At 73.0% G+C, this 18,425-nt stretch carries 16 protein-coding genes; 13 read left to right on the top strand and 3 right to left on the bottom strand.

What is annotated here, in order from left to right; translation table 11 throughout:
* Positions 1-160 precede the first annotated feature (160 nt).
* From ACFULQ_RS20560 to ACFULQ_RS20520, 9 genes are read left to right on the top strand one after another with little or no spacing between them, the layout of a single operon-like run.
* A complete protein-coding gene (locus ACFULQ_RS20560; protein WP_383545966.1) occupies positions 161-1,354 on the top strand; it encodes a glycosyltransferase family 4 protein in 1,194 nt (397 codons plus the stop codon).
* Positions 1,355-1,404: 50 nt separating this feature from the next.
* Positions 1,405-2,160, top strand: coding sequence for a class I SAM-dependent methyltransferase (locus ACFULQ_RS20555; protein WP_383546075.1), 756 nt, complete (start codon positions 1,405-1,407; stop codon positions 2,158-2,160).
* Positions 2,157-6,350, top strand: coding sequence for an alpha-(1->3)-arabinofuranosyltransferase family protein (locus tag ACFULQ_RS20550; RefSeq protein ID WP_383546073.1), 4,194 nt, complete (start codon positions 2,157-2,159; stop codon positions 6,348-6,350). Before ACFULQ_RS20555 ends, ACFULQ_RS20550 begins: the two co-directional genes overlap by 4 nt.
* Complete coding sequence (locus ACFULQ_RS20545; RefSeq protein ID WP_383545964.1) at positions 6,347-7,735, top strand: condensation protein; 1,389 nt, start codon at positions 6,347-6,349, stop codon at positions 7,733-7,735. Before ACFULQ_RS20550 ends, ACFULQ_RS20545 begins: the two co-directional genes overlap by 4 nt.
* On the top strand, positions 7,732-8,469 hold the full coding sequence (locus ACFULQ_RS20540; protein ID WP_383545963.1) for a methyltransferase domain-containing protein: 738 nt from the start codon (positions 7,732-7,734) through the stop codon (positions 8,467-8,469). The genes ACFULQ_RS20545 and ACFULQ_RS20540 overlap by 4 nt, the downstream gene beginning before the upstream one ends.
* A 24-nt stretch (positions 8,470-8,493) precedes the next feature.
* Complete coding sequence (locus ACFULQ_RS20535) at positions 8,494-9,399, top strand: hypothetical protein (protein WP_383546072.1); 906 nt, start codon at positions 8,494-8,496, stop codon at positions 9,397-9,399.
* Entirely contained in the window at positions 9,396-9,635 is a 240-nt protein-coding gene (locus ACFULQ_RS20530) for a Trm112 family protein (RefSeq protein ID WP_383545961.1), read from the top strand. Before ACFULQ_RS20535 ends, ACFULQ_RS20530 begins: the two co-directional genes overlap by 4 nt.
* Positions 9,632-10,483 (top strand): FkbM family methyltransferase, encoded by an 852-nt coding sequence (locus tag ACFULQ_RS20525; RefSeq protein WP_383545959.1) that lies wholly within the window; start codon positions 9,632-9,634, stop codon positions 10,481-10,483. The genes ACFULQ_RS20530 and ACFULQ_RS20525 overlap by 4 nt, the downstream gene beginning before the upstream one ends.
* Positions 10,431-11,027, top strand: a complete 597-nt coding sequence (locus ACFULQ_RS20520; protein ID WP_383545958.1) for a hypothetical protein — start codon at positions 10,431-10,433, stop codon at positions 11,025-11,027. Before ACFULQ_RS20525 ends, ACFULQ_RS20520 begins: the two co-directional genes overlap by 53 nt.
* Here ACFULQ_RS20520 and ACFULQ_RS20515 read toward each other — a convergent pair.
* Positions 10,990-11,634: an O-methyltransferase gene (locus ACFULQ_RS20515; RefSeq protein ID WP_383545956.1), complete on the bottom strand. Its 645-nt coding sequence runs from the start codon at positions 11,632-11,634 to the stop codon at positions 10,990-10,992. The genes ACFULQ_RS20520 and ACFULQ_RS20515 overlap by 38 nt on opposite strands.
* 20 nt (positions 11,635-11,654) lie before the next feature.
* On the bottom strand, positions 11,655-12,707 hold the full coding sequence (locus tag ACFULQ_RS20510; protein WP_383545954.1) for a MerR family transcriptional regulator: 1,053 nt from the start codon (positions 12,705-12,707) through the stop codon (positions 11,655-11,657).
* A 134-nt stretch (positions 12,708-12,841) separates the two neighbouring features.
* Here ACFULQ_RS20510 and ACFULQ_RS20505 point away from each other — a divergent pair, with 134 nt between their 5' ends.
* On the top strand, positions 12,842-13,714 hold the full coding sequence (locus ACFULQ_RS20505) for a RimK family alpha-L-glutamate ligase (RefSeq protein WP_383545952.1): 873 nt from the start codon (positions 12,842-12,844) through the stop codon (positions 13,712-13,714).
* Positions 13,715-13,858: 144 nt separating this feature from the next.
* Here ACFULQ_RS20505 and ACFULQ_RS20500 read toward each other — a convergent pair whose 3' ends face one another.
* Complete coding sequence (locus ACFULQ_RS20500) at positions 13,859-14,566, bottom strand: FadR/GntR family transcriptional regulator (RefSeq protein WP_383545950.1); 708 nt, start codon at positions 14,564-14,566, stop codon at positions 13,859-13,861.
* Positions 14,567-14,778: 212 nt separating this feature from the next.
* On the opposite strand from ACFULQ_RS20500, the gene ACFULQ_RS20495 reads away from it, so the two are divergent.
* The 3 genes from ACFULQ_RS20495 to ACFULQ_RS20485 form a co-directional block, all read left to right on the top strand.
* A complete protein-coding gene (locus ACFULQ_RS20495; protein WP_383545949.1) occupies positions 14,779-16,203 on the top strand; it encodes an SLC13 family permease in 1,425 nt (474 codons plus the stop codon).
* Positions 16,204-16,239: 36 nt separating this feature from the next.
* Entirely contained in the window at positions 16,240-17,700 is a 1,461-nt protein-coding gene (locus ACFULQ_RS20490) for an acyl-CoA synthetase (RefSeq protein WP_383545947.1), read from the top strand.
* The coding region (locus ACFULQ_RS20485) for a carboxyl transferase domain-containing protein (protein WP_383545946.1) at positions 17,693-18,425 on the top strand (733 nt) is incomplete at its 3' end. The genes ACFULQ_RS20490 and ACFULQ_RS20485, both read left to right, overlap by 8 nt.

Below are 18,425 nucleotides of genomic sequence, written 5' to 3'. Positions count from 1 at the left end.
TCACGTGCGTGAGTAGCCACGGCGAACCTGTGGGCGAAAACTGTGCCACCCCACCCCAGCACAACCCGTCCACACCCACATCCAAGAAAGCGCACAGTCCCCCCACAAGCAGGCGGAAAACACCGCTGAGTTCCGCACCCTGAGACGAGTTGGAGCACCCATGCCCCAGCACGTGCCCCATCCGCTGCGGTCGCCTTCCCAGGCGTCGCAACGGCAACCCTCATCGCACCATTCGCAGCACACCTCACAGCACTCCCCGGCGCTCCCCCCACCTCCGCGCCGCATCGTCTTCCTCGCCCATCGCGACCTCGACAACCCGGCCGCGGGCGGCTCCGAGCTGCTCGTCGACCGGCTTGCCGACGGACTGACCGGACTCGGCCACCAGGTGACCCTGCTGTGCGGCGGGCCCGCCTCCTACCGGGACTACCGGGTCGTGTCGGCGGGCGGCGAGTTCGGGCACTACCTGCGCGCCCGTACGGCCTTCAGCCGCCAGGTCGGCGAGACCGACCTGCTGGTCGAGGTGTGCAACGGCATGCCGTACCTCGCGCCCCTGTGGCACCGCGGTCCCACGCTGTGCCTGGTCAACCACGTCCACACCGATCTGTGGAAGATGCGGTTCGGCGGCCCCTTGGCGCCTGCCGCGCGGCTCGGCCGAAGACTCGAACACTGGGCGCTGGCCGGTGCGGCGGCCCGCGGGCGGAGTCTGCTGGTGGCCGTGTCCCCGTCGACCGCCCACGCGCTGCGGGCGATCGGCGTCGAACGGGACCGTATCCGGGTCGTGCACAACGGCGTCGAGGAGCCGGAGCCGCTGGTGCGGCGCTCGCCGGAACCGCTGTTCGTGGCCGTGGGCCGGCTGGTCGAGTACAAGCGGATCGATCTGCTGCTGCGGCTCTGGGAGCGGGTGCGGCCGGTGACCGGGGGACGGCTGGTGATCGTGGGCGACGGTCCTGAGAGGTCCCGCCTGGAGCAACTCGCCGGTCCCGGTGTGGAGTTCACCGGGCATGTGTCCGAGGCCGAGAAGCACCGGCTCCTGTGCGAGGCCTGGTTGCTGCTCCACCCGTCCGCCGTCGAGGGGTGGGGGCTGGTGGTGACCGAGGCCGCGACCCGGGAGACGCCGACCATCGCCTTCGACGTGCCCGGGCTGCGGGATTCCGTCGTGGACGGGGAGACGGGGGTGCTGGCGCGGGGGGAGTCCTCGTTCGCCGCCGCTTGGTGCACGTTGGCTCTGTCCTCACATCGCCGGGAGTTGATGGGCAAGGCCGCTCGTGACCGGGCTGCGCGGTTCCGTTGGCATCGGACTGTCAGACAGTTTCGGGCGGTTGCCTCCGAGGCGGTGAGGGGCTGGGGGCCGTGACTCGGGTGCGGCTCCGTCGTGGCTGGTCGCGCGCACGCGGCGGTAGCCGCATATTCAATGCTGCCCCGCGCCCCCAAAATCTCAGGGACCCCTCGTTTCGACGTTCCCTGAATCTCCTTCGCGCCTTCCGGCACGAGCAGGATGATCCCGATGCCTGCTATTCGCTGCTCGCTCGTGACGCCGTGGACCAGGTCGAGGCCTACGACGGGCCCGTCGCCGGTCGTACCGTCGTGGACGTCGGTGGTGGTGGCGGGTACTTCACCGAGGAGTTCCGGCGTCGAGGAGGGCACGCATATCTCTTCGAACCCGATCCACGCGAACTGGGAGACAAGCCGCCCGACTCCGCCGTGATCGCAGATGGTTATCTGCTGCCCCTGCGCGACGCCGTCGCCGACGTCACCTTCTCCTCCAACGTGCTGGAGCACGTGGCCGATCCGCAGACCTTTCTCAGTGAGCTCATCCGGGTCACCCGGCCCGGTGGGCTGATCTACGTGTCGTTCACCAACTGGCTGTCCCCGTGGGGCGGTCACGAGTGGGCGCCCTGGCACTACCTGGGTGCCGAGCGGGCCCGGGCCCGCTACCGGCGCCGTACCGGAAAGGCCGCCAAGCACACCCTCGGCGAGAACCTGTTCGCCGTGCACATCGGCCCGACCCTGCGGCTGGTGCGTGCGCGGGACGACGTCACGGTCGTCTCGGCGCGCTCCCGCTACTGGCCCTTCCTCGCGGAGACCGTCGTCAGGGCTCCCGGCATCCGCGAGGTCGCCACCTGGAACCTCCTCCTCATCCTCCGGCGGTGTCCACCATGACGACGTCCACGGTCCAGGCCCCTCCTCCGGCAGCCGAACCCACCACCGCGATCATGTCGGGCCCGCCGGAGGGCCCCCGGTCGCGGAGCTGGCTGCTGGGGTTCTGGGCCGTGGTGTTCGTGCTGTTCCTGGCGGTGCACCCGGGGCGGCAGACCTTCGACACCAAGCTCGGCGTCACCACGGACCCCGGCCGGTTCCTCGCCGATCTCGGGCAGTTGTGGCACGACCAGGGGTCCTTCGGCGGGATCCAGGACCAGTACGTCGGCTATCTGTGGCCGATGCTGCCGTTCTACTGGCTGGGCCACGCCCTCCAGTTGCCGGTGTGGCTGGTGGAACGGCTGTGGCTGTCGCTGGTGGTGTCGGTCGCGTTCTGGGGCGCGCTCAGGCTCGCCGAGCGGCTGCGCGTCGGCAACGGCGCCTCCCGGCTGCTGGCCGCCGTCGCCTACGCGCTGTGGCCCGTCTTCACGATCGTCGTCGGCTCCACCTCCGCCGCCGCGCTGCCCGGCGCCTTCCTGCCCTGGGTGCTGCTGCCGCTGACCGACGAGCGCTACAGCGCCCGGATCGCCGCCCTGCGCTCGGCGCTGATCATCCCCTTCATGGGCGGCGTGAACGCGGCCTCCACCCTCGCCTGTCTGCTGCCGGTCGGGCTGTACCTGCTGTCCCGGCCACCCGGCCCCCGGCAGCGCAAACTGATCGCCTGGTGGGTGCCGGGCGTGATCCTGGCGACCGCCTGGTGGGTGATCCCGCTGCTGCTGCTCGGCGTCTACGGCGAGAACTTCCTGCCGTACGTCGAGAGCGCGCGGACCACGACCGAGACGATGTCGGCGACCGAGGCCCTGCGCGGCGCCGGCAACTGGGTCGCCTATCTGCACCTGGGGGAGGCGTGGCTGCCGGCCGGCTGGACCGTGGCCTCCTCGGTGATCGTGATCCTCTGCTCGGCGTTCGCGGCCGGGCTCGGCCTCGCGGGCCTGGCGCGCCGGGACATGCCCGAGCGGCGCTGGCTGGTGCTGACCGCGCTGACCGCGGTCCTGGTGCTGCTCGCGGGGTACGGCGGCGCGTTCGGCGCCCCCTTCCACGGACTGGTGCAGGACTGGCTCAACGGCTGGCTCGCCCCCTTCCGCAACATCTACAAGTTCCAGCCGGGCCTGGCCCTCGCGCTGGTGCTGGGCCTCGCCCATCTGCTGGGGGTGGCCGCCGAGACGCGCGGGGCGAGAGAGGTCAGGGGCCGCCGGTACGCCCCGCTGATCGCGGCCGTCCTCATCCTGCCCGGACTGCTGTGGCCGTATCTCAACGGCTCGATCCTGAACCCGGGTTCCTTCCAGCAGCTGCCGAAGTACTGGCACACCACGGCCGACTGGCTGGAGAAGTACTCCCCCGACTCACGCGCCCTCGTCGTCCCCGCGACCGCGCACGGCATCTACACCTGGGGCTCGCCCATCGACCAGCCGCTCGACGTCCTCGCCGAGTCCCGCTGGGCGCAACGGGACTACGTCCCCTTCGGCACCCCCGGCAACCGGCGGGCCATGGACGCGGTCGAGCAGGCGCTGATGACCGGCGGTGAAATACCGGGCCTCGCCGACTACTTGAGCCGGGCCGGGGTCTACTACGTCGTCGTCCGCAACGACCTCGACCCCGACCAGATCGGCACCGTGTCCTCCTCGGTCGTCAAGCGGGCCCTCGAACAGTCCGGCTACGAGCGGGTGACGGGTCTCGGGCCGCTGATGACGGGCGGCCGGATCGCCCACGACACCCCGCTCCAGGTCGAGGGGCTGTACCCGAGGCAGCGGGCGGTGGAGATCTACCGGCCGGCGAGCGAGAGCGTGACCCGGCCCGGACAGACCGGTCTGCTGCCGGTCGCCGACACCGCCCAGGTGTCCGGCGGCCCCGAGTCGCTGCTGCCGCTGGCGACCGAACTGCGGGGCCGGGCCACCGTGTTGACCGGTGACAACCACCCCGGGCTCGGCACCCCGGCGCTCCAGATCGTCGGCGACGGGCTGCGGCGCGCGGACACCCGCTTCGGGCTCGTCAACGCCAACACGTCGTACACGTACACCAGCGACGAGCGCAACGCCTCCGGGGCCGCCCAGGACGCCGGGGAGAAACCGCACCAGATCCTGCCGACGAAGGGCCTCGACCACCAAACGGTCGCCGAACTGCGCGGCGCCCGCTCGGTGACGGCGGCCTCGTACGGCAACTGGCTGTTCCACCTCCCGCAGTTCGACCCGGTCAACGCCTTCGACGGCAATCCGGACACCGCGTGGGCGGAGGGCGTGGCGGGCTCGCCGGACGGGCAGTGGCTGCGCATCGCCTTCTCCGATCCGGCGTACGACATGCCCTCCTCCTTCAAGGTCACGCCGCTGCCGCAGGAGAGCGTGCGGTCGGCGGCGACCAAGGTGCGGGTGGAGACGGAGAACGGGTCGCGGACCAGCTTCCTGCGCGCCGACGGCTCGACGCAGAGCATCAAGGCGCCGCCCGGGAGGACGGGGTGGATGAAGCTGACCATCACCGACTCGGTGGCGCGCCGGACCGGGCTCGCCGGGGCCGGGTTCTCGGAGATCGACCTGCCCGGCGTCCAGGTGACCCGGCTGCTGCGGCTGCCGACCGACGCGAACTCCTCCGACGCGGCCGCCGAGACCGTCTCCCTGCACCGGGTGCCCGACCCGGCCGGGATCTCCCCGACCGGCACCGAGGCTGGCCTGCACCGCCGCTTCACCACCGAGGCCTCGGGGACGTACTCGGTGAAGGCGAGCGCGGTGCCGGTGTCCGGGGAGGCACTAGACAAGCTGCTGTACGAGGTCGCCCCGGACCAGCGCAACCGCATCACCGCGACCGCCGACTCCACGGCCACGCTCGGCACCGGCCTGTCCGCCCGCAACCTCACCGACGGCGACCTCACGACGGCCTGGATCGCGGGCGACCGCCCCACCATCCACCTGAGCTGGAACGGCAAACAGCCCATCTCCGAGGTGGTGCTGGCGCCCGCGGGCGGCCTGTCCAGCCGTCCCACCGAGGTGGACATCACCTCGCCCGACGGCGCGACGGTCGCCGGGGTCGACGAGAACGGCGCGGTGCGCTTCCCGGCGATCACCACCGACCGCCTCGACATCACGATCACCAAGACGGCCCCGCTGACCCTGCACAACCCGGTCGCCGACGAGGATCTCCAGCTCCCGGTGGGCCTGACGGAGGCGTACCTCCCGGCCCTCGACCAGTACCGGACCCCGCAGCCCAAGGCCACCCGGACGTTCTCGCTGCCGTGCGGACAGGGACCTGTGGTGGCGGTCGACGGCAAGCTCTACCAGACCGGCGTGTCGGGCCGGATCCGCGACCTGACAGACCGCCGCCTGCTGACGGTGACGCTCTGTCAGGGCGGCGGCTCGGACACCGAGTTGACCCTAACCTCCGGTGAACACGTCGTCGAGGCCGGTGACGCCGGACCACTGGTCCTCACCGACCTCACCCTGACCCGCGGCACGGTCGCCGAACCCACCGCGCTCACCCGCGAGTTGCGCATCCAGGACTGGCTCGGCGACAAGCGCGAGGTCACGGTCGGTTCGGGAGCGGCCTCGTACCTGACGACGTACGAGAACTACAACGACGGCTGGAAGGCCACCCTGAACGGCAGGACGCTGTCGCCGGTACGGCTGGACGGCTGGCAGCAGGGCTGGCGGATCCCGGCGGGCGCGGGCGGCGCGGTGAAGCTGTCGTACGAACCCGCCACGACGTACGACGGCGCGCTGATCGGCAGCGGGGTCGCCCTGGCGGTCCTGGTGGGCCTGGTGCTGTGGCGCAGGCGCTCCCCGAACCCCGACGAACCGCAGCGGGTGCCTCCGGCGCCGGGCGTGTGGCTCGGGGTGCTGGCGCTCACCCTGGTGGGCGTAGTGATCGCCGGCTGGTTCGCCCTGCTGGTCCCGGCCCTGGCCGTGCTTGCTTCCCGACGCCATTCGTGGCTGGTCCCGATCGCCTTCGTCTCCCTGGCGGGGGCCGGGATCGCCGCCGCGGTGGGGGCGGGCGAGCCGGTGGGCGCATCGGAGGGCGCCTTCGGCCACACGGCCCAACTGCTGGCGCTGCTCGGCCTGTTCGCGGCGCTGGTGAGTGTGCGGGAGCGGGAGGAGCGCCCCGACGCCGAGGCACCGACCCAGCAACTGCCGCCGGTCGAAGTGGAGAAGGGAAGGGGCGACCCCGCATGACGACTCCCGCACGGATCCCGTTCCCGGTGGTCGACGAGGTCTCCCGGCACTGCCTCCAGGAGGAGGAACCGGAGACGGTCCACATCGAGGTCCACCTGCCGGGCCACCTGGACCCGGCACGCATGAGGAAGGCGTTCACGGAGGCCCTGCACCGACACCCACGGATCCTGATGCGGGAGGCGCGGGGGGGCTGGTACCGCCGCCGCTACGAGTGGGAGCTGACGGCGGAGCCGGACTTGGAGGTGGTGTCCTTTCCGGCTCCGGGGCGTAACGCATTGCGGGACGCGAGGACAAGGGCCCTGGTCGAGGCCCCTCCGCTTTCCTTGTCCCCACCGATACGGCTGGAGGTGGTGGAGGGCGCGGGCCCGGCAGAGGGCAGCGAGGCGACGGACATGGTAGGCCCGCACCCACCTTCTTGGGGGCGCGGGGCTGTATCGACTAGCGGCTCCGCCGCGGGGCGCGACAAGCCCCCACTCACCCGCAGCCGACAAACAACCGTCCTCTTCCTCACCATCAACCACACAGCCCTGGACGGCCCCGCCTGCCTCCGCATCCTCGCCACCGCCGCGGAAATCTACGGCGGCAAGGACAACTCCCCCACCCCAGCCCCCATCCGCCCCCCGGACCCGCCACAAGCCACGGACACCCCCTCCAACTGGACCCGCCCAGCCCGCGTAGCACCCGGCACACCCGAGAACTCCCCCGGCAACGGCCTCCTCGTCACCGAACTCCCCCTCCCCCACCGCCCCAAGGGCTCCCCCTACACCGTCAACGACCAGCTCATGGTCACCACGGCCCTGACCATCGCCCACTGGAACAGGGAACACGGCGAAGCCCCCCGCCCCCTCCGCATCACCATGCCCGTGGACGACCGCCCCAGAGACATGACGATGCCGATAGGAAACGGCACCCGACTGGTGGAAGTCCCCTTCTCGCCAACGGAGTTGACGAGAAAACCCGAGGACATGCCCGACCTCCTGCGCCGCACGGCGCAGCGAACCCGCGCCCTCAAGTCCCTCAGCCGCCCCCAACTCGGCCACGGCGCGGGCCTCCTCACCGCCCCCGTCACCCCGGTGACCTGGCGCGCGGCCCTCACCAGAGGTCTCCGCAGGGCCGCCGCCCCCTGGACCTCCACCACCCTGCTCAGCAACATCGGCCGCATCCCCTACCCCCTGGACTTCGGCGAGGAGGCCGGCCGCGCACACGCCGTGTGGTTCTCGGCGCCCGCCAGGATGCCCCGCGGCCTCACGGTCACGACCGCCTCGACCGCCGGCCGGCTGCACCTCGCCCTGCGCTGGTCGCGGGCCCTGCTCGGGCACGGCGACGGCGCCCATCTGCGGGACCTGTTCGAGCACTACCTGCACACCACGGAGGTGGCCCCGTGAACACCACCGCGCCCCCGCGCCGCGGCGGCCTCCGGGACTTCTACGAGGACCCCGCCGTCCCGGTCGCCTCCGGCACCCCCCGCTCCCTGCGCCAGGCCCGCATGCTCGCGAGGGCCCTCGGAGCGCCCGGCACGAGCGCGGCCACCGTCCTCGACATCGGCTGCGGCGACGGCACCGCGGCCGCCACCGCCGCCCCGCTCCTGCCCGGTCACCGGATCGTCGGCGTCGACTGGTCCCAGGACGCCCTCAAGCGGGCCGCCGCCAGGCTGCCGTACGCCATTCGGGGTGAACTGGGCGGCACCGGCCTGCCGTTCAGGGACGGCTCGGTCGACGCCGTGCTGTTCAGCGAGGTCGTCGAGCATCTCGTCGACCCGGACTCGGCGCTGGACGAGATCCGCCGCGTCCTGCGCCCCGGAGGCCATCTCATGCTGTCCACACCGAACCTGGCCGCCTGGTACAACCGCGGGCTGCTCCTCGCCGGGGTCCAGCCGGTGTTCTCGGAGGTGAGTCTGCGGGCGATCCACGGGCGGCCGGGGCGGGAGGTCGTAGGACATCTGCGGCTGTACACGGCGCGAGCGCTGCGGGAGTTCGTGGCGGCGGCCGGCTTCGAGGTCGTACGGCTGGAAGGGGCCCCCTTCCACGGCGTGCCGCGTCCGCTGCGGGCGCTGGACCGGCTGGCGTGTGCCAGACCGTCCCTCGCGTCGATCCTGCTGCTGCACGCCCGGAAGACCTAGGGGGCGGGGCCCATGTGGTGGGGAGTGGCGGCGGCCCTGTTGGCGAACACCCTGTACAGCCTCGGATTCGTGCTGGAGAAGCGGGCGTTGAGCTCCCTTCCGGAGGTGACGATCCGGCAGCCGGCGCGACTGCTGGGGCTGGTGCTGCGCAGCCCGCTCTGGATCGGCGGGTCACTCTCGCTGGCGGCCGGGTTCGGGGCGCAGCTCGCGGTGTACCGGACCCTGCCGATCGCGGCCGCGCAGGGCATCTTCGTCTCCGGTCTGGTGCTGCTGGTGCTCCTTTCGGCACGGCTGCTGGGCGAGGAGACCACCGGGCGGGAGCGGTACGCGCTGGGCGCCATCCTGCTCGCCCTGCTCATGGTCGTGCTGTCCCTGAAGGAGGGCTCGGACCGGGTCAGCCGGGACGCGCCCTACCCGTTGATCCTGCTGGTGTGCGTGCCGTCGCTGGCGGCGGGGGTGTGGCTGTACGGCTCCGCCGAGCGGCGCACCCGGCACCGGCACCGCATGCCGACGACCGGTGTCGAGTACGGCGTGGCCGTGGGCCTGCTGTACGGGGTCAGCTCGCTGGCGATCAAAGGGGTTTCGAGCTATCTCACCTCAAGTGGGCTGGGTAGCGCGGTGGTTGAGCTGTTGCGCTCCCCGTATCCGTATCTCCTGTTGTTCACCGGGGCGTTCGGCCTGGTGATGTCGCAGGCGGCGCTCCAGCGCTGCCGGGCCTCGCTGATCGTGCCGGTGTGCACGACGGTGACCTGCCTGTACACGGCGGTGCTCGGCACGCTCTCGTTCGGCGAGTCCCTGCCCCACGACCCGCTGCGGCTCGCGCTGCGCCTCGCGGGCACGGTGCTCGCCGTCGCCGTACTGCTGGCCATGCCCAAGCACGATCCGGCTCCTCAACCCCCCATCGGTGCCAAGGAGTTGACACCCCCATGAACCCCGACGACCCGCTGCTGCAGATCCTGGCCTGCCCGCTCGACAAGGGCCCGCTGCATCTCGTACCGCCGGACGAGGCCCTCTACAACCCGCGGCTGCGGCGCCGCTACCCGATCGTCGACGGCATCCCGCAGCTGCTGCCGGCCTCCGGTGAGCAGGTCACCGACGACGAGCACGAGGACCTCCTGCGCCGCTGTACCGGGGGTTCCCCCCAGACCCCCGGGATGATTCCATGACCCGACCTGCGCGCACCTGGGCGGCGAGAGTGGCCCCCCTGCTGCCCACCCGGCTCGTCGCGGCGGCCGCCCGGGCCGTGTACCCGCGTTTCGAGCCGGAGCTCGCCCGGCTGGCCGAGCTGTGCCCGGCGGGCTGCGGTACGGCCGTGGACGTGGGCGGCTGGTACGGGCCGTGGACGCGGCGGCTGGCCGGGCGGGCGCGGCGGGTGGTGACCGTCGAGCCGGTGCCGCATCTGGCCCGGCTGCTGACCTCGGCGGCCCCGGCGAACGTCCGGGTCGTGCAGGCCGCCGCCGCCGACCGGCCGGGGATCGCCCGGCTGTGGCTGCCGCCCGGCGACGAGGGCGACCGCGGGGTGTCCTCGCTGGTCCGGCGGGACATCCACGGCCGGGCGCTGAACGTCCGCTGTGTCACGCTGGACGAACTGGCCCTGAAGGACGTCGGGTTCATCAAGATCGACGTGGACGGCAGCGAGCTGGCGGTGCTGCGCGGGGCGACCGGCATCCTCTCGCGCGACCGGCCCGCGCTCTTCGTCGAGCTGGAGTCCCGGATCCAGCCGATCGCCCCGGTGGTGACGTACCTCTCGCTGCTCGGTTACGACGGCTGGGTGCTGCCCCGCGCCACCTGGGTCCCGCTGTCCGGCTTCCCCCTGGAGGCGCACCAGGAGCGGGCCTCGTACGTCGTCTCCCAGGGGCTGTTGCGCCGGGTGCTGCCCTTTCTGCACCGCCCGCGGTACATCAACTCGGTGCTCTTCCTCCCGGACGGCCGCAGGCCCGGTGTCAGTGCCGTCGGGGAGGATGGGGACCATGCCCTCCGGAAAGCCCCCGGCCGGTCCCTTCACCGTCCATGACTTCCAGCTGGTCCTGCTGCGCCGCATGGCCGACCACAACCCCGGCCCCGTGGAGGACGCCCGGCGCGCCCTGGGTGTCTCGATCGCGGACATGCGGGAGGCCAACCGGCGCTGGCAGGCGATGGTCCGCTCCCCGCGCGCCCGCGCCGCCGCCTCCCGCTACCGCTCGGTCCTCGGCCCCCCGGAGACCGTCCTCACCCGCAAGGTGGGCGACCTGGAGTGCGAGGCCTGGCTGTGGCCCGTCCCGCTCTGGCCGGACCTGCGCTTCGAGGTCCTTCTGGCCCCGACGGGCGCCGTCTGGAACGAGTGGCTGATCCGGGCGCCCGCCGCGACCGGTCCCACCCTCCGCACCCTCGCCGACCTGACCCCGTGGTCCTGCACGGTCGACGAGGCGGCCCGCGCCTTCGCCCCGGCCCGCCCCCTGGAAGGCACGGCCCCGACCCGCTGGGGCCTGTCCTTCACCGCCCCGGACGAGGAGGGGGTCCGCCGCGAGGTGGTAGCCGAGTTCACCTGGGGCCTGCTCCAGAGATGGACCCTCCGCTGACCCCGCCCCGCCGCCGCGTCCCCACCAGCGTGGCCAGGTCCGCCGCCAGGGGGATCTCGACCGTGTCCAGGGCCGGGTGCTCCAGCCAGTACAGCCGGGGCCGGTCCACGGACCCGCCGTGCCGGGGAGGCCAGTCCGTCGCCGGGGTGAAGTCGTCCACGACGATCCTGCCGCCGGGGACGAGAAGGCGCGCCGGATCGGCCGGGGTGTCGTCGGGGGTCTTGCCGGTGCCGCCGCCGTCGAGGACCAGGAGGTCGTAAGGGGCGTCGGCCGCGACGCGGGTCCAGTCGCCGTGCAGGACCCGCACATCGGGGCGGTCGGCGAAGACCTCCGCGGCCACCCGCGCCCGGTCCGGGTCCCGCTCGACGCTGATCAGCCGTACGCCGTCCCGCGCCCCCGCCGCCAGCCACGCGAGCCCGACCCCGCACCCGGTGCCCGTCTCCCCGATCGCCTCGCGTGCCCCGCCGGCCAGGGCGCGCAGCAGACGTCCCTGTTCGGGCCGGCAGGAGTAGGGGAAGCCGTGCACGCGGGCCGCGGCGAGGGCTCGCACGACGAGCGGCGGGAGGCCGGTCTCCCGGTCGTACGCGTCCGTTCCGGAGAGCGACATGGGCGTGATGCTGTCAGTCGTCAGGGTGCTGTGGCCACCAGGTCCGCCACCACACAGCTGACGTTGTCCGGGCCACCGGCCGCGTTCGCCGCGTCGGTCAGGGCGTGTACGGCCGCCTCGGGGTCGGGGGCGGTGGTGAGGAGGTCGCGGACTGTGGCGTCGGGGACGACCGTGGACAGGCCGTCGGAGCAGAGCAGGTAGCGGTCGCCGGGTTCCGCGTCATGCAGTCGCACGTCGGGCGCCGCGGTGCTGAGGGCCTTGAGGAGCAGTGCCCGCTGGGGGTGGGTGACGGCCTCCTCGGCGGTCAGCCGGCCCTCGTCGATCAGCGACTGCACCACCGTGTGGTCGTGGGTGATGCGGAAGAGCGCGCCGCCGCGCAGGAGATAGGCGCGGGAGTCGCCGATGTGCACCAGGGCGAGGCGGGACCCCGTCCACAGCAGGGCGGTCAGGGTGGTGCCGTTCTCGTCGGTGCCGTCGCCGGCGTCCCGTACCGCCTCGCTCGCCCCGTGCACGGCGTCCTCCAGGACGTTCAGGACGTCGCCGGCCAGCAGCTCCGCGCTGTCCAGGAACCGCAGGGCCGCCACGGCCGCACTGCTGGCGGGCGCGCCGGCCGGCCCGTAGCCGTCGGCGACCGCGAGGAGGCGGGCGCCCGCGTACGCCGTGTCCTGGTTGGCGGCGCGGACCCGGCCGCGGTCCGAGTGGGCGGAGTAACGCAGTTCGAGCATGGTGGTGTCCTTCCTCGGTGCCGCCGTCAGCTCGTCGACGAGGAACGCGGCGAGGTCCCGCCGTACGGCCGTCTCCGCCTCCACCTCGGCCCAGTACGCCCTGATCTCGCCGGCGGCCGCGGCGGACGGCAGGGCGCACACCGTGCGGATACGGGCCAGCGGCATCCCGAGGCGGCGCAGCCACGCCACCAGGCGGGCCTGTTCCAGCTGGGCCGGGGTGTAGTAGCGGTAGCCCGACCCCGGGTCGACGCGGGCCGGACGCAGCAGCTCCAGCTCGTCGTAGAGCCGCAGCGCCTTCGGCGACAGGCGGCACGCCCGCGCGAAGGCACCGATCGTCAGCCACTCCATCCGGTCTCCTCCTCGATCCCGTGTTCCTCGATCCCGATGCTGGGGCTTCACCCAGGGGGAAGGTAAAGGGGTTGCCGCGGTTCCCCCGGCCGCGGTTAGCCTGCCCGACGCCCCCTTTGGGAAAGGAACCCGCCGTGCCCCGAGTCGCCCTCGTCACCTACGACCCCCGACCGGAACCCAGCAAGGACGCCGACCTGCCCGTGCTGGTGGCCGCGCTGCGGGAGGCCGGCGCGGACGCGCAGGCCGTGTGCTGGGACGACGACTCCGTCGACTGGGCCGGCTACGACCTGGCCGTCATCCGCTCCACCTGGGACTACAGCTGGCGGGCGGCCGAGTTCGTGGCGTGGGCCGAGCGGTGCGGCAAGGCGACCCGGCTCGCGAACCCGGCGGAGGTCGTGCGCTGGAACACCGACAAGCGCTACCTCGGGGAGCTGGCCCGGGCGGACGTGCCGGTGGTGCCGACCCGCTATCTCACACCGGGCGACCCCGCCGACCTGCCCGGCGACCACGAGTACGTCGTCAAGCCCACCTCCGGGGCGGGCGCGCGCTACGCCGCCCGCTACACGCCCGAGCAGCACGAGGACGCCGTACGACACCTGGAGCGCATGCACGCCGAGGGGCTCACGGCGATGGTCCAGCCCTACATGCGGGGTATCGACGCGGGCGGCGAGCGGGCGCTCCAGTTCTTCGGGGGCCGGCTGCTGCACGCGAGCCGCAAACGGGCGGTCCTCGCCCCCGGCACCGCCTTCGACGCGGCCAAGGTCGCCCACCCGGGCCTGGAGCCCTGGGCCCCGACCCCGGCCGAGGTCGCCGTCGCCGAGCAGGCCCTGGCCGCCGTACCGGAGGCGCCGGAACTGCTGTACGCGCGCGTGGACCTCGTCGACGGGGAGGACGGGCGGCCGCGGGTGATGGAACTGGAACTGGTCGAGCCGAACCTCTTCCTGTTCCTGCATCCGGGGTCGCTGCCGCGGGTGGTGGCGGAGGTGCTGGCGGCCGCCCGGCGGTGACCCGACCGTCCGGCGGTGACTCGGTCGCCCGGCGGTGACCTGGCTGTCCGGCCGCGACACGACCGCCCGGCGGTGACCCGACTGCCCAGGGGTGACCCGGCCGCCCGGCGGCGATCCGGCCGCCCGGCGGTGACCCGGTCGCCGCTACTCGGCGGCCTCGGGCTCCCAGTCCAGCAGCCGTACCTTCGCCACCGTGCGGACGTGCCGGCGCATCGCCGAGGCCGCCTGGCCCGGGCGCTGGAGCGCGATCGCGTCGAGGATCGCCCGGTGCTGGGCGAGGGAGCGCTCCGGGCGGTGCGGCTGGCGGAGGGACTCGGTGCGGCTCTCGGCGATCTGGTCGGCGATGGAGCGCATGAACTCCGCGAGCAGGGCGCTGTGCGCGGCGGCGGTGACCGCCGCGTGGAACATGCGGTCACCCTCGATGCCGTGGTCGCCGTCCTCGATCTCGCCCGCCATCTTCGCGAGCGCGGTCCGCATCGCGAACAGGTCCTCGTCGGTACGGCGTTCGGCGGCCAGTTCGGCGAGCTTGGTCTCCAGCGCCTCGCGGGCGTCGAGGACGTCGGGCAGGCGCCGGCGCCGCTCGACCATCCGCTCGACGGGCTCCACGTCGAGGCTGTCCCGGACGAGATACGTCCCCCCGCCGTGCCGCGCCTCGACCAGTCCCTGGACCTCCAGGACCACGATCGCCTGCTTCACGGAGGCCCGGCTGACCCCGAGCCGGGTGGCCAGGTCGCGTTCGGGCGGGAGCCGGTCGCCGGACCGGAGCCCGGCCTCGGTGACGTACTGGCGGAGCCGGTCCAGCACCTGCTCGTAGAGGCGTGGCTTGGACATGGGGCGCAGGGCGTCGGTCACGGGTCCCCCTCTCGTTCGTCGGGAGAGTAACACCCCCATAGCCGGTCAATTGGCCGTGTGGATAAGCGGCCGATTGGCAAAGTGGCTGAGCCAATTTTGTGCGCTCTCTTGACCTCCGGCCCGCCCCGCACCACGCTAACCAGCCATCCCCCAGTGGCTGAGTGGCTCAGCCACTTGACCAATCGCTCCGGGGCCCAAAGACGGGAGCCCGTATGTCCCCCGAACTCATCTCGATCCTCGTCCTGGTCGTGGTGTTCGTCATCGCCACCACCCGTTCCGTCAACATGGGCGCCCTCGCCTTCGCCGCCGCCTTCGCGGTGGGCGAGCTCGTCGCCGACCTCGACGCGGACGGGATCTTCGCCGGCTTCCCCGGCGACCTGTTCGTCGTGCTGGTCGGCGTGACGTACCTGTTCGCCATCGCACGGGCCAACGGCACCACCGACTGGCTGGTCCACGCGTCCATCCGGCTGGTGCGCGGACGGGTGGCGCTGATCCCCTGGGTCATGTTCGCGATCACCGGTGCGCTGACGGCGATCGGCGCGGTCAGCCCGGCCGCGGTGGCGATCGTGGCGCCGATCGCGCTGAGCTTCGCCGCGCGGTACGGGATCAGCCCGCTGCTGATGGGCGCGATGGTGGTGCACGGCGCCCAGGGCGGCGGTTTCTCACCGATCAGCATCTACGGCACGATCGTGAACGGCATCGTCGAGCGCGAGCACCTCCCGGGCAACGAGGTGTTCCTCTTCCTTGCCTCGCTGATCACCAACCTCGTCATCGCGGGCGTGATGTTCGTGCTGTTCGGCGGGTTGAAGCTGTGGTCGCAGGAGGCGGTGCCGGTGGACGGGAACGGTGGCACCGGCTCCGGTGACCCGAAAGCCACCGGCACGGACACCAGCGCAGGCACAGGCGCAGGCACAGGCGCAGGCACAGGCACAAGCACGGGCACCGGCACCGGCACCGGCACCGGCCTCAAGCCCACCCCCACCGGCACCACGACCGCCACCGCCGTGTCCGACCGCCCGAACACCCCCGACCCCGTCCGCCTCTCCCCCGCCCGCACCGCCACCCTCGTCGCCCTGGTGGCCCTCGTCGTCGCCGTCCTCGCCTTCGATCTCGACGCCGGCCTCACGTCGATCACCCTCGCGGTGCTCCTGAGCGCCGTCTGGCCGGACGACAGCCGCCGGGCGGTCGGGCAGATCGCCTGGTCCACGGTCCTGCTGATCTGCGGTGTCCTCACCTACGTCGGCGTCCTGGACGAGATGGGCACGATCAAGTGGGCCGGTGAGGGCGTCGGCGGCATCGGCGTCCCGCTGCTGGCCGCCGTACTGCTGTGCTACATCGGCGCGATCGTCTCGGCGTTCGCCTCGTCCGTGGGGATCATGGGCGCGCTCATCCCGCTGGCGGTGCCGTTCCTCGCGCAGGGGGAGATAGGGGCAGTCGGGATGGTCGCGGCGCTGGCGGTGTCGGCGACGGTGGTGGACGTGAGCCCGTTCTCGACGAACGGCGCGCTGGTGCTGGCCGCGGCACCGGACGTGGACCGCGAGCGGTTCTTCCGGCAGCTGATGATCTACGGGGGCATCGTGGTGGCGGTGGTGCCCGCGGTGGTGTGGCTGGTGATGGTCGTGCCGGGATTCGGGTAGGACCGACAGGCGACCACGGTTAAGGAGTTGTGAAGCGTGACCTCTCTCTTCCCGGCCCTCAGGGGCACCGAGCCGGGCGGCACCGCGGCGGACCGTCCCGCCTTGCGGTTCGGTGACCGTTCCCTGACGTACGGCGAACTCGCCGCCGCGTCCGGCGCGCTGGCCGGCACCCTCGCGCGGTACGAGCGGGTGGCCGTCTGGGCGACCCCGGAACTGGAGACCGCGGTGGCCGTGGTGGCGGCGCTGGAGGCCGGCACGGCCGCGGTGCCGCTCAACCCGAAGTCCGGGGAGAAGGAGCTCGGGCACATCCTGAACGACAGCGCGCCGGGCCTGCTGCTCGCCGCACCCGGCGCCGAACTCCCGTCAGCAGTGAGCCACTTGGAGCGCGTCGACGTCGACGTGCACGGCACCACCGGGGCCGCCCCCGACAGCCGCGCCCAGGACGGCGACCCCGCCCTCGTCGTCTACACCTCCGGCACCACCGGGCCGCCGAAGGGTGCCGTCATCCCCCGCCGGGCCGTCGCCACCACCCTGGACGCCCTCGCCGACGCCTGGCAGTGGACGGCGGACGACGTCCTCGTGCACGGCCTGCCGCTCTTCCATGTCCACGGCCTGGTCCTCGGCATCCTCGGCCCGCTCCGGCGCGGCGGCTCGGTCCGTCACCTCGGCCGCTTCGGCACCGACGGCGTGGCCCGCGAGCTGAACGCCGGCGCGACCATGCTGTTCGGCGTGCCGACGATGTACCACCGCATCGCCGAATCCCTGGCGGAGGACCCGGAGTTGGTGAAGGCGCTGACCCACGCCCGGCTGCTCGTCTCCGGTTCGGCGGCGCTCCCGGTGCACGACCACGAGCGCATCGCGGCCGCGACCGGCCGCCGGGTCGTCGAGCGCTACGGCATGACGGAGACCCTCATGAACACCAGCGTCCGCGCGGACGGCGAGCCGCGCGCCGGGACCGTGGGCGTGCCGCTGCCGGGCGTGGAGCTGCGGCTGGTGGAGGAGGACGGCACGCCGATCACGGCGTACGACGGCGAGACGGTGGGCGAGATCCAGGTGCGCGGCCCGAACCTGTTCACGGAGTACCTGAACCGGCCGGACGCGACGGCGGCCGCGTTCACGGCGGACGGCTGGTTCCGGACCGGGGACATGGCGGTCCGCGACGCCGACGGCTATGTCCGGATCGTCGGCCGCAAGGCCACCGACCTGATCAAGAGCGGGGGGTACAAGATCGGGGCGGGTGAGATCGAGAACGCGCTCCTGGAGCACCCGGGGGTGCGGGAGGCGGCCGTGACCGGGGAGCCGGACCCCGATCTGGGCGAGCGGATCGTGGCGTGGATCGTCCCGGCCGATCCGCAGTCGCCGCCGACGCTGGAGGAGCTGGCGGACCACGTGGCCGGCCGGCTCGCGCCGCACAAGCGGCCCCGGGTCCTCCACCACCTGACCGCGCTCCCCCGCAACGACATGGGGAAGATCATGAAGCGGGCCCTGCATGCCTGAGCGCCCCTCCGCCCGCGAGGTCGTCGCCCTGGTCGCCGACGACTTCGCCGAAATCCCTTACCCCGCACGGCAGTCCAAGCCAGACGGCCCGCTCGGCTGGCAGGGCTACGGCGCCTCGCGCGCCCGTGCCGCCGAGCGCACCGGTGAGGAGGAGTCGGTCGTCTGCGGCACCGCGCACGTCGAGGGCACCCGGGCCGTCCTGATCGCCTTCGAGTTCGGCTTCCTCGGCGGCTCCCTGGGCGAACGCACCGGCGACCGGCTGGAGGCGGCGTACGCGTACGCGCGTGAACACCGGCTGCCCGTCGTCCCGTTGGTGGCCACCGGCGGCAGCCGGATGCAGGAGGGCATGCTCGCGCTGACCCAACTCCAGCGCGTGGCACGGCAGTCGGCGCTGACCCGGGAGGCCGGCCTGCCCCAGATCGCGGTGGTGCGCGACCCCACCACGGGCGGCGGCTGGGCCACCCTCGGCGCGGGTGCCGATGTGGTCCTCGCCCTCCCCGGCGCCCAGGTGGGCTTCGCGGGCTCCCGGGTCCGGCCGCCGGACGCGGACCCGTCGGCGTACACGGCCGAGGCCCAGGTGGCGGCGGGGGCGGCGGACGCGGTCGTACCGGAGGGGGAACTGCGCCGGACGCTGGGGCGGTGGCTGCGGCTGCTGACGTCGGCGTCGGCGTCGGCGTCGGCGTCGAGTGAACCCGCCCCGGTGCCCGCCCCTCTCGGCGCCACCG

The organism is Streptomyces sp. NPDC057253, from assembly GCF_042669125.1.
In the GTDB taxonomy this organism is placed as follows: Bacteria; Actinomycetota; Actinomycetes; order Streptomycetales; family Streptomycetaceae; genus Streptomyces.
Note: the sequence above shows the minus strand (reverse complement) of the source record. Positions and strands in the feature narration are given on the sequence as shown.

Coding starts and splice junctions, on each gene's coding strand:
- ACFULQ_RS20560 (WP_383545966.1), top strand. CDS start 161: ATGCCCCAGCACGTGCCCCATCCGCTGCGGTCGCCTTCCCAGGCGTCG.
- ACFULQ_RS20550 (WP_383546073.1), top strand. CDS start 2,157: ATGACGACGTCCACGGTCCAGGCCCCTCCTCCGGCAGCCGAACCCACC.
- ACFULQ_RS20545 (WP_383545964.1), top strand. CDS start 6,347: ATGACGACTCCCGCACGGATCCCGTTCCCGGTGGTCGACGAGGTCTCC.
- ACFULQ_RS20530 (WP_383545961.1), top strand. CDS start 9,396: ATGAACCCCGACGACCCGCTGCTGCAGATCCTGGCCTGCCCGCTCGAC.
- ACFULQ_RS20525 (WP_383545959.1), top strand. CDS start 9,632: ATGACCCGACCTGCGCGCACCTGGGCGGCGAGAGTGGCCCCCCTGCTG.
- ACFULQ_RS20520 (WP_383545958.1), top strand. CDS start 10,431: ATGGGGACCATGCCCTCCGGAAAGCCCCCGGCCGGTCCCTTCACCGTC.
- ACFULQ_RS20515 (WP_383545956.1), bottom strand. CDS start 11,634: ATGTCGCTCTCCGGAACGGACGCGTACGACCGGGAGACCGGCCTCCCG.
- ACFULQ_RS20510 (WP_383545954.1), bottom strand. CDS start 12,707: ATGGAGTGGCTGACGATCGGTGCCTTCGCGCGGGCGTGCCGCCTGTCG.
- ACFULQ_RS20495 (WP_383545949.1), top strand. CDS start 14,779: ATGTCCCCCGAACTCATCTCGATCCTCGTCCTGGTCGTGGTGTTCGTC.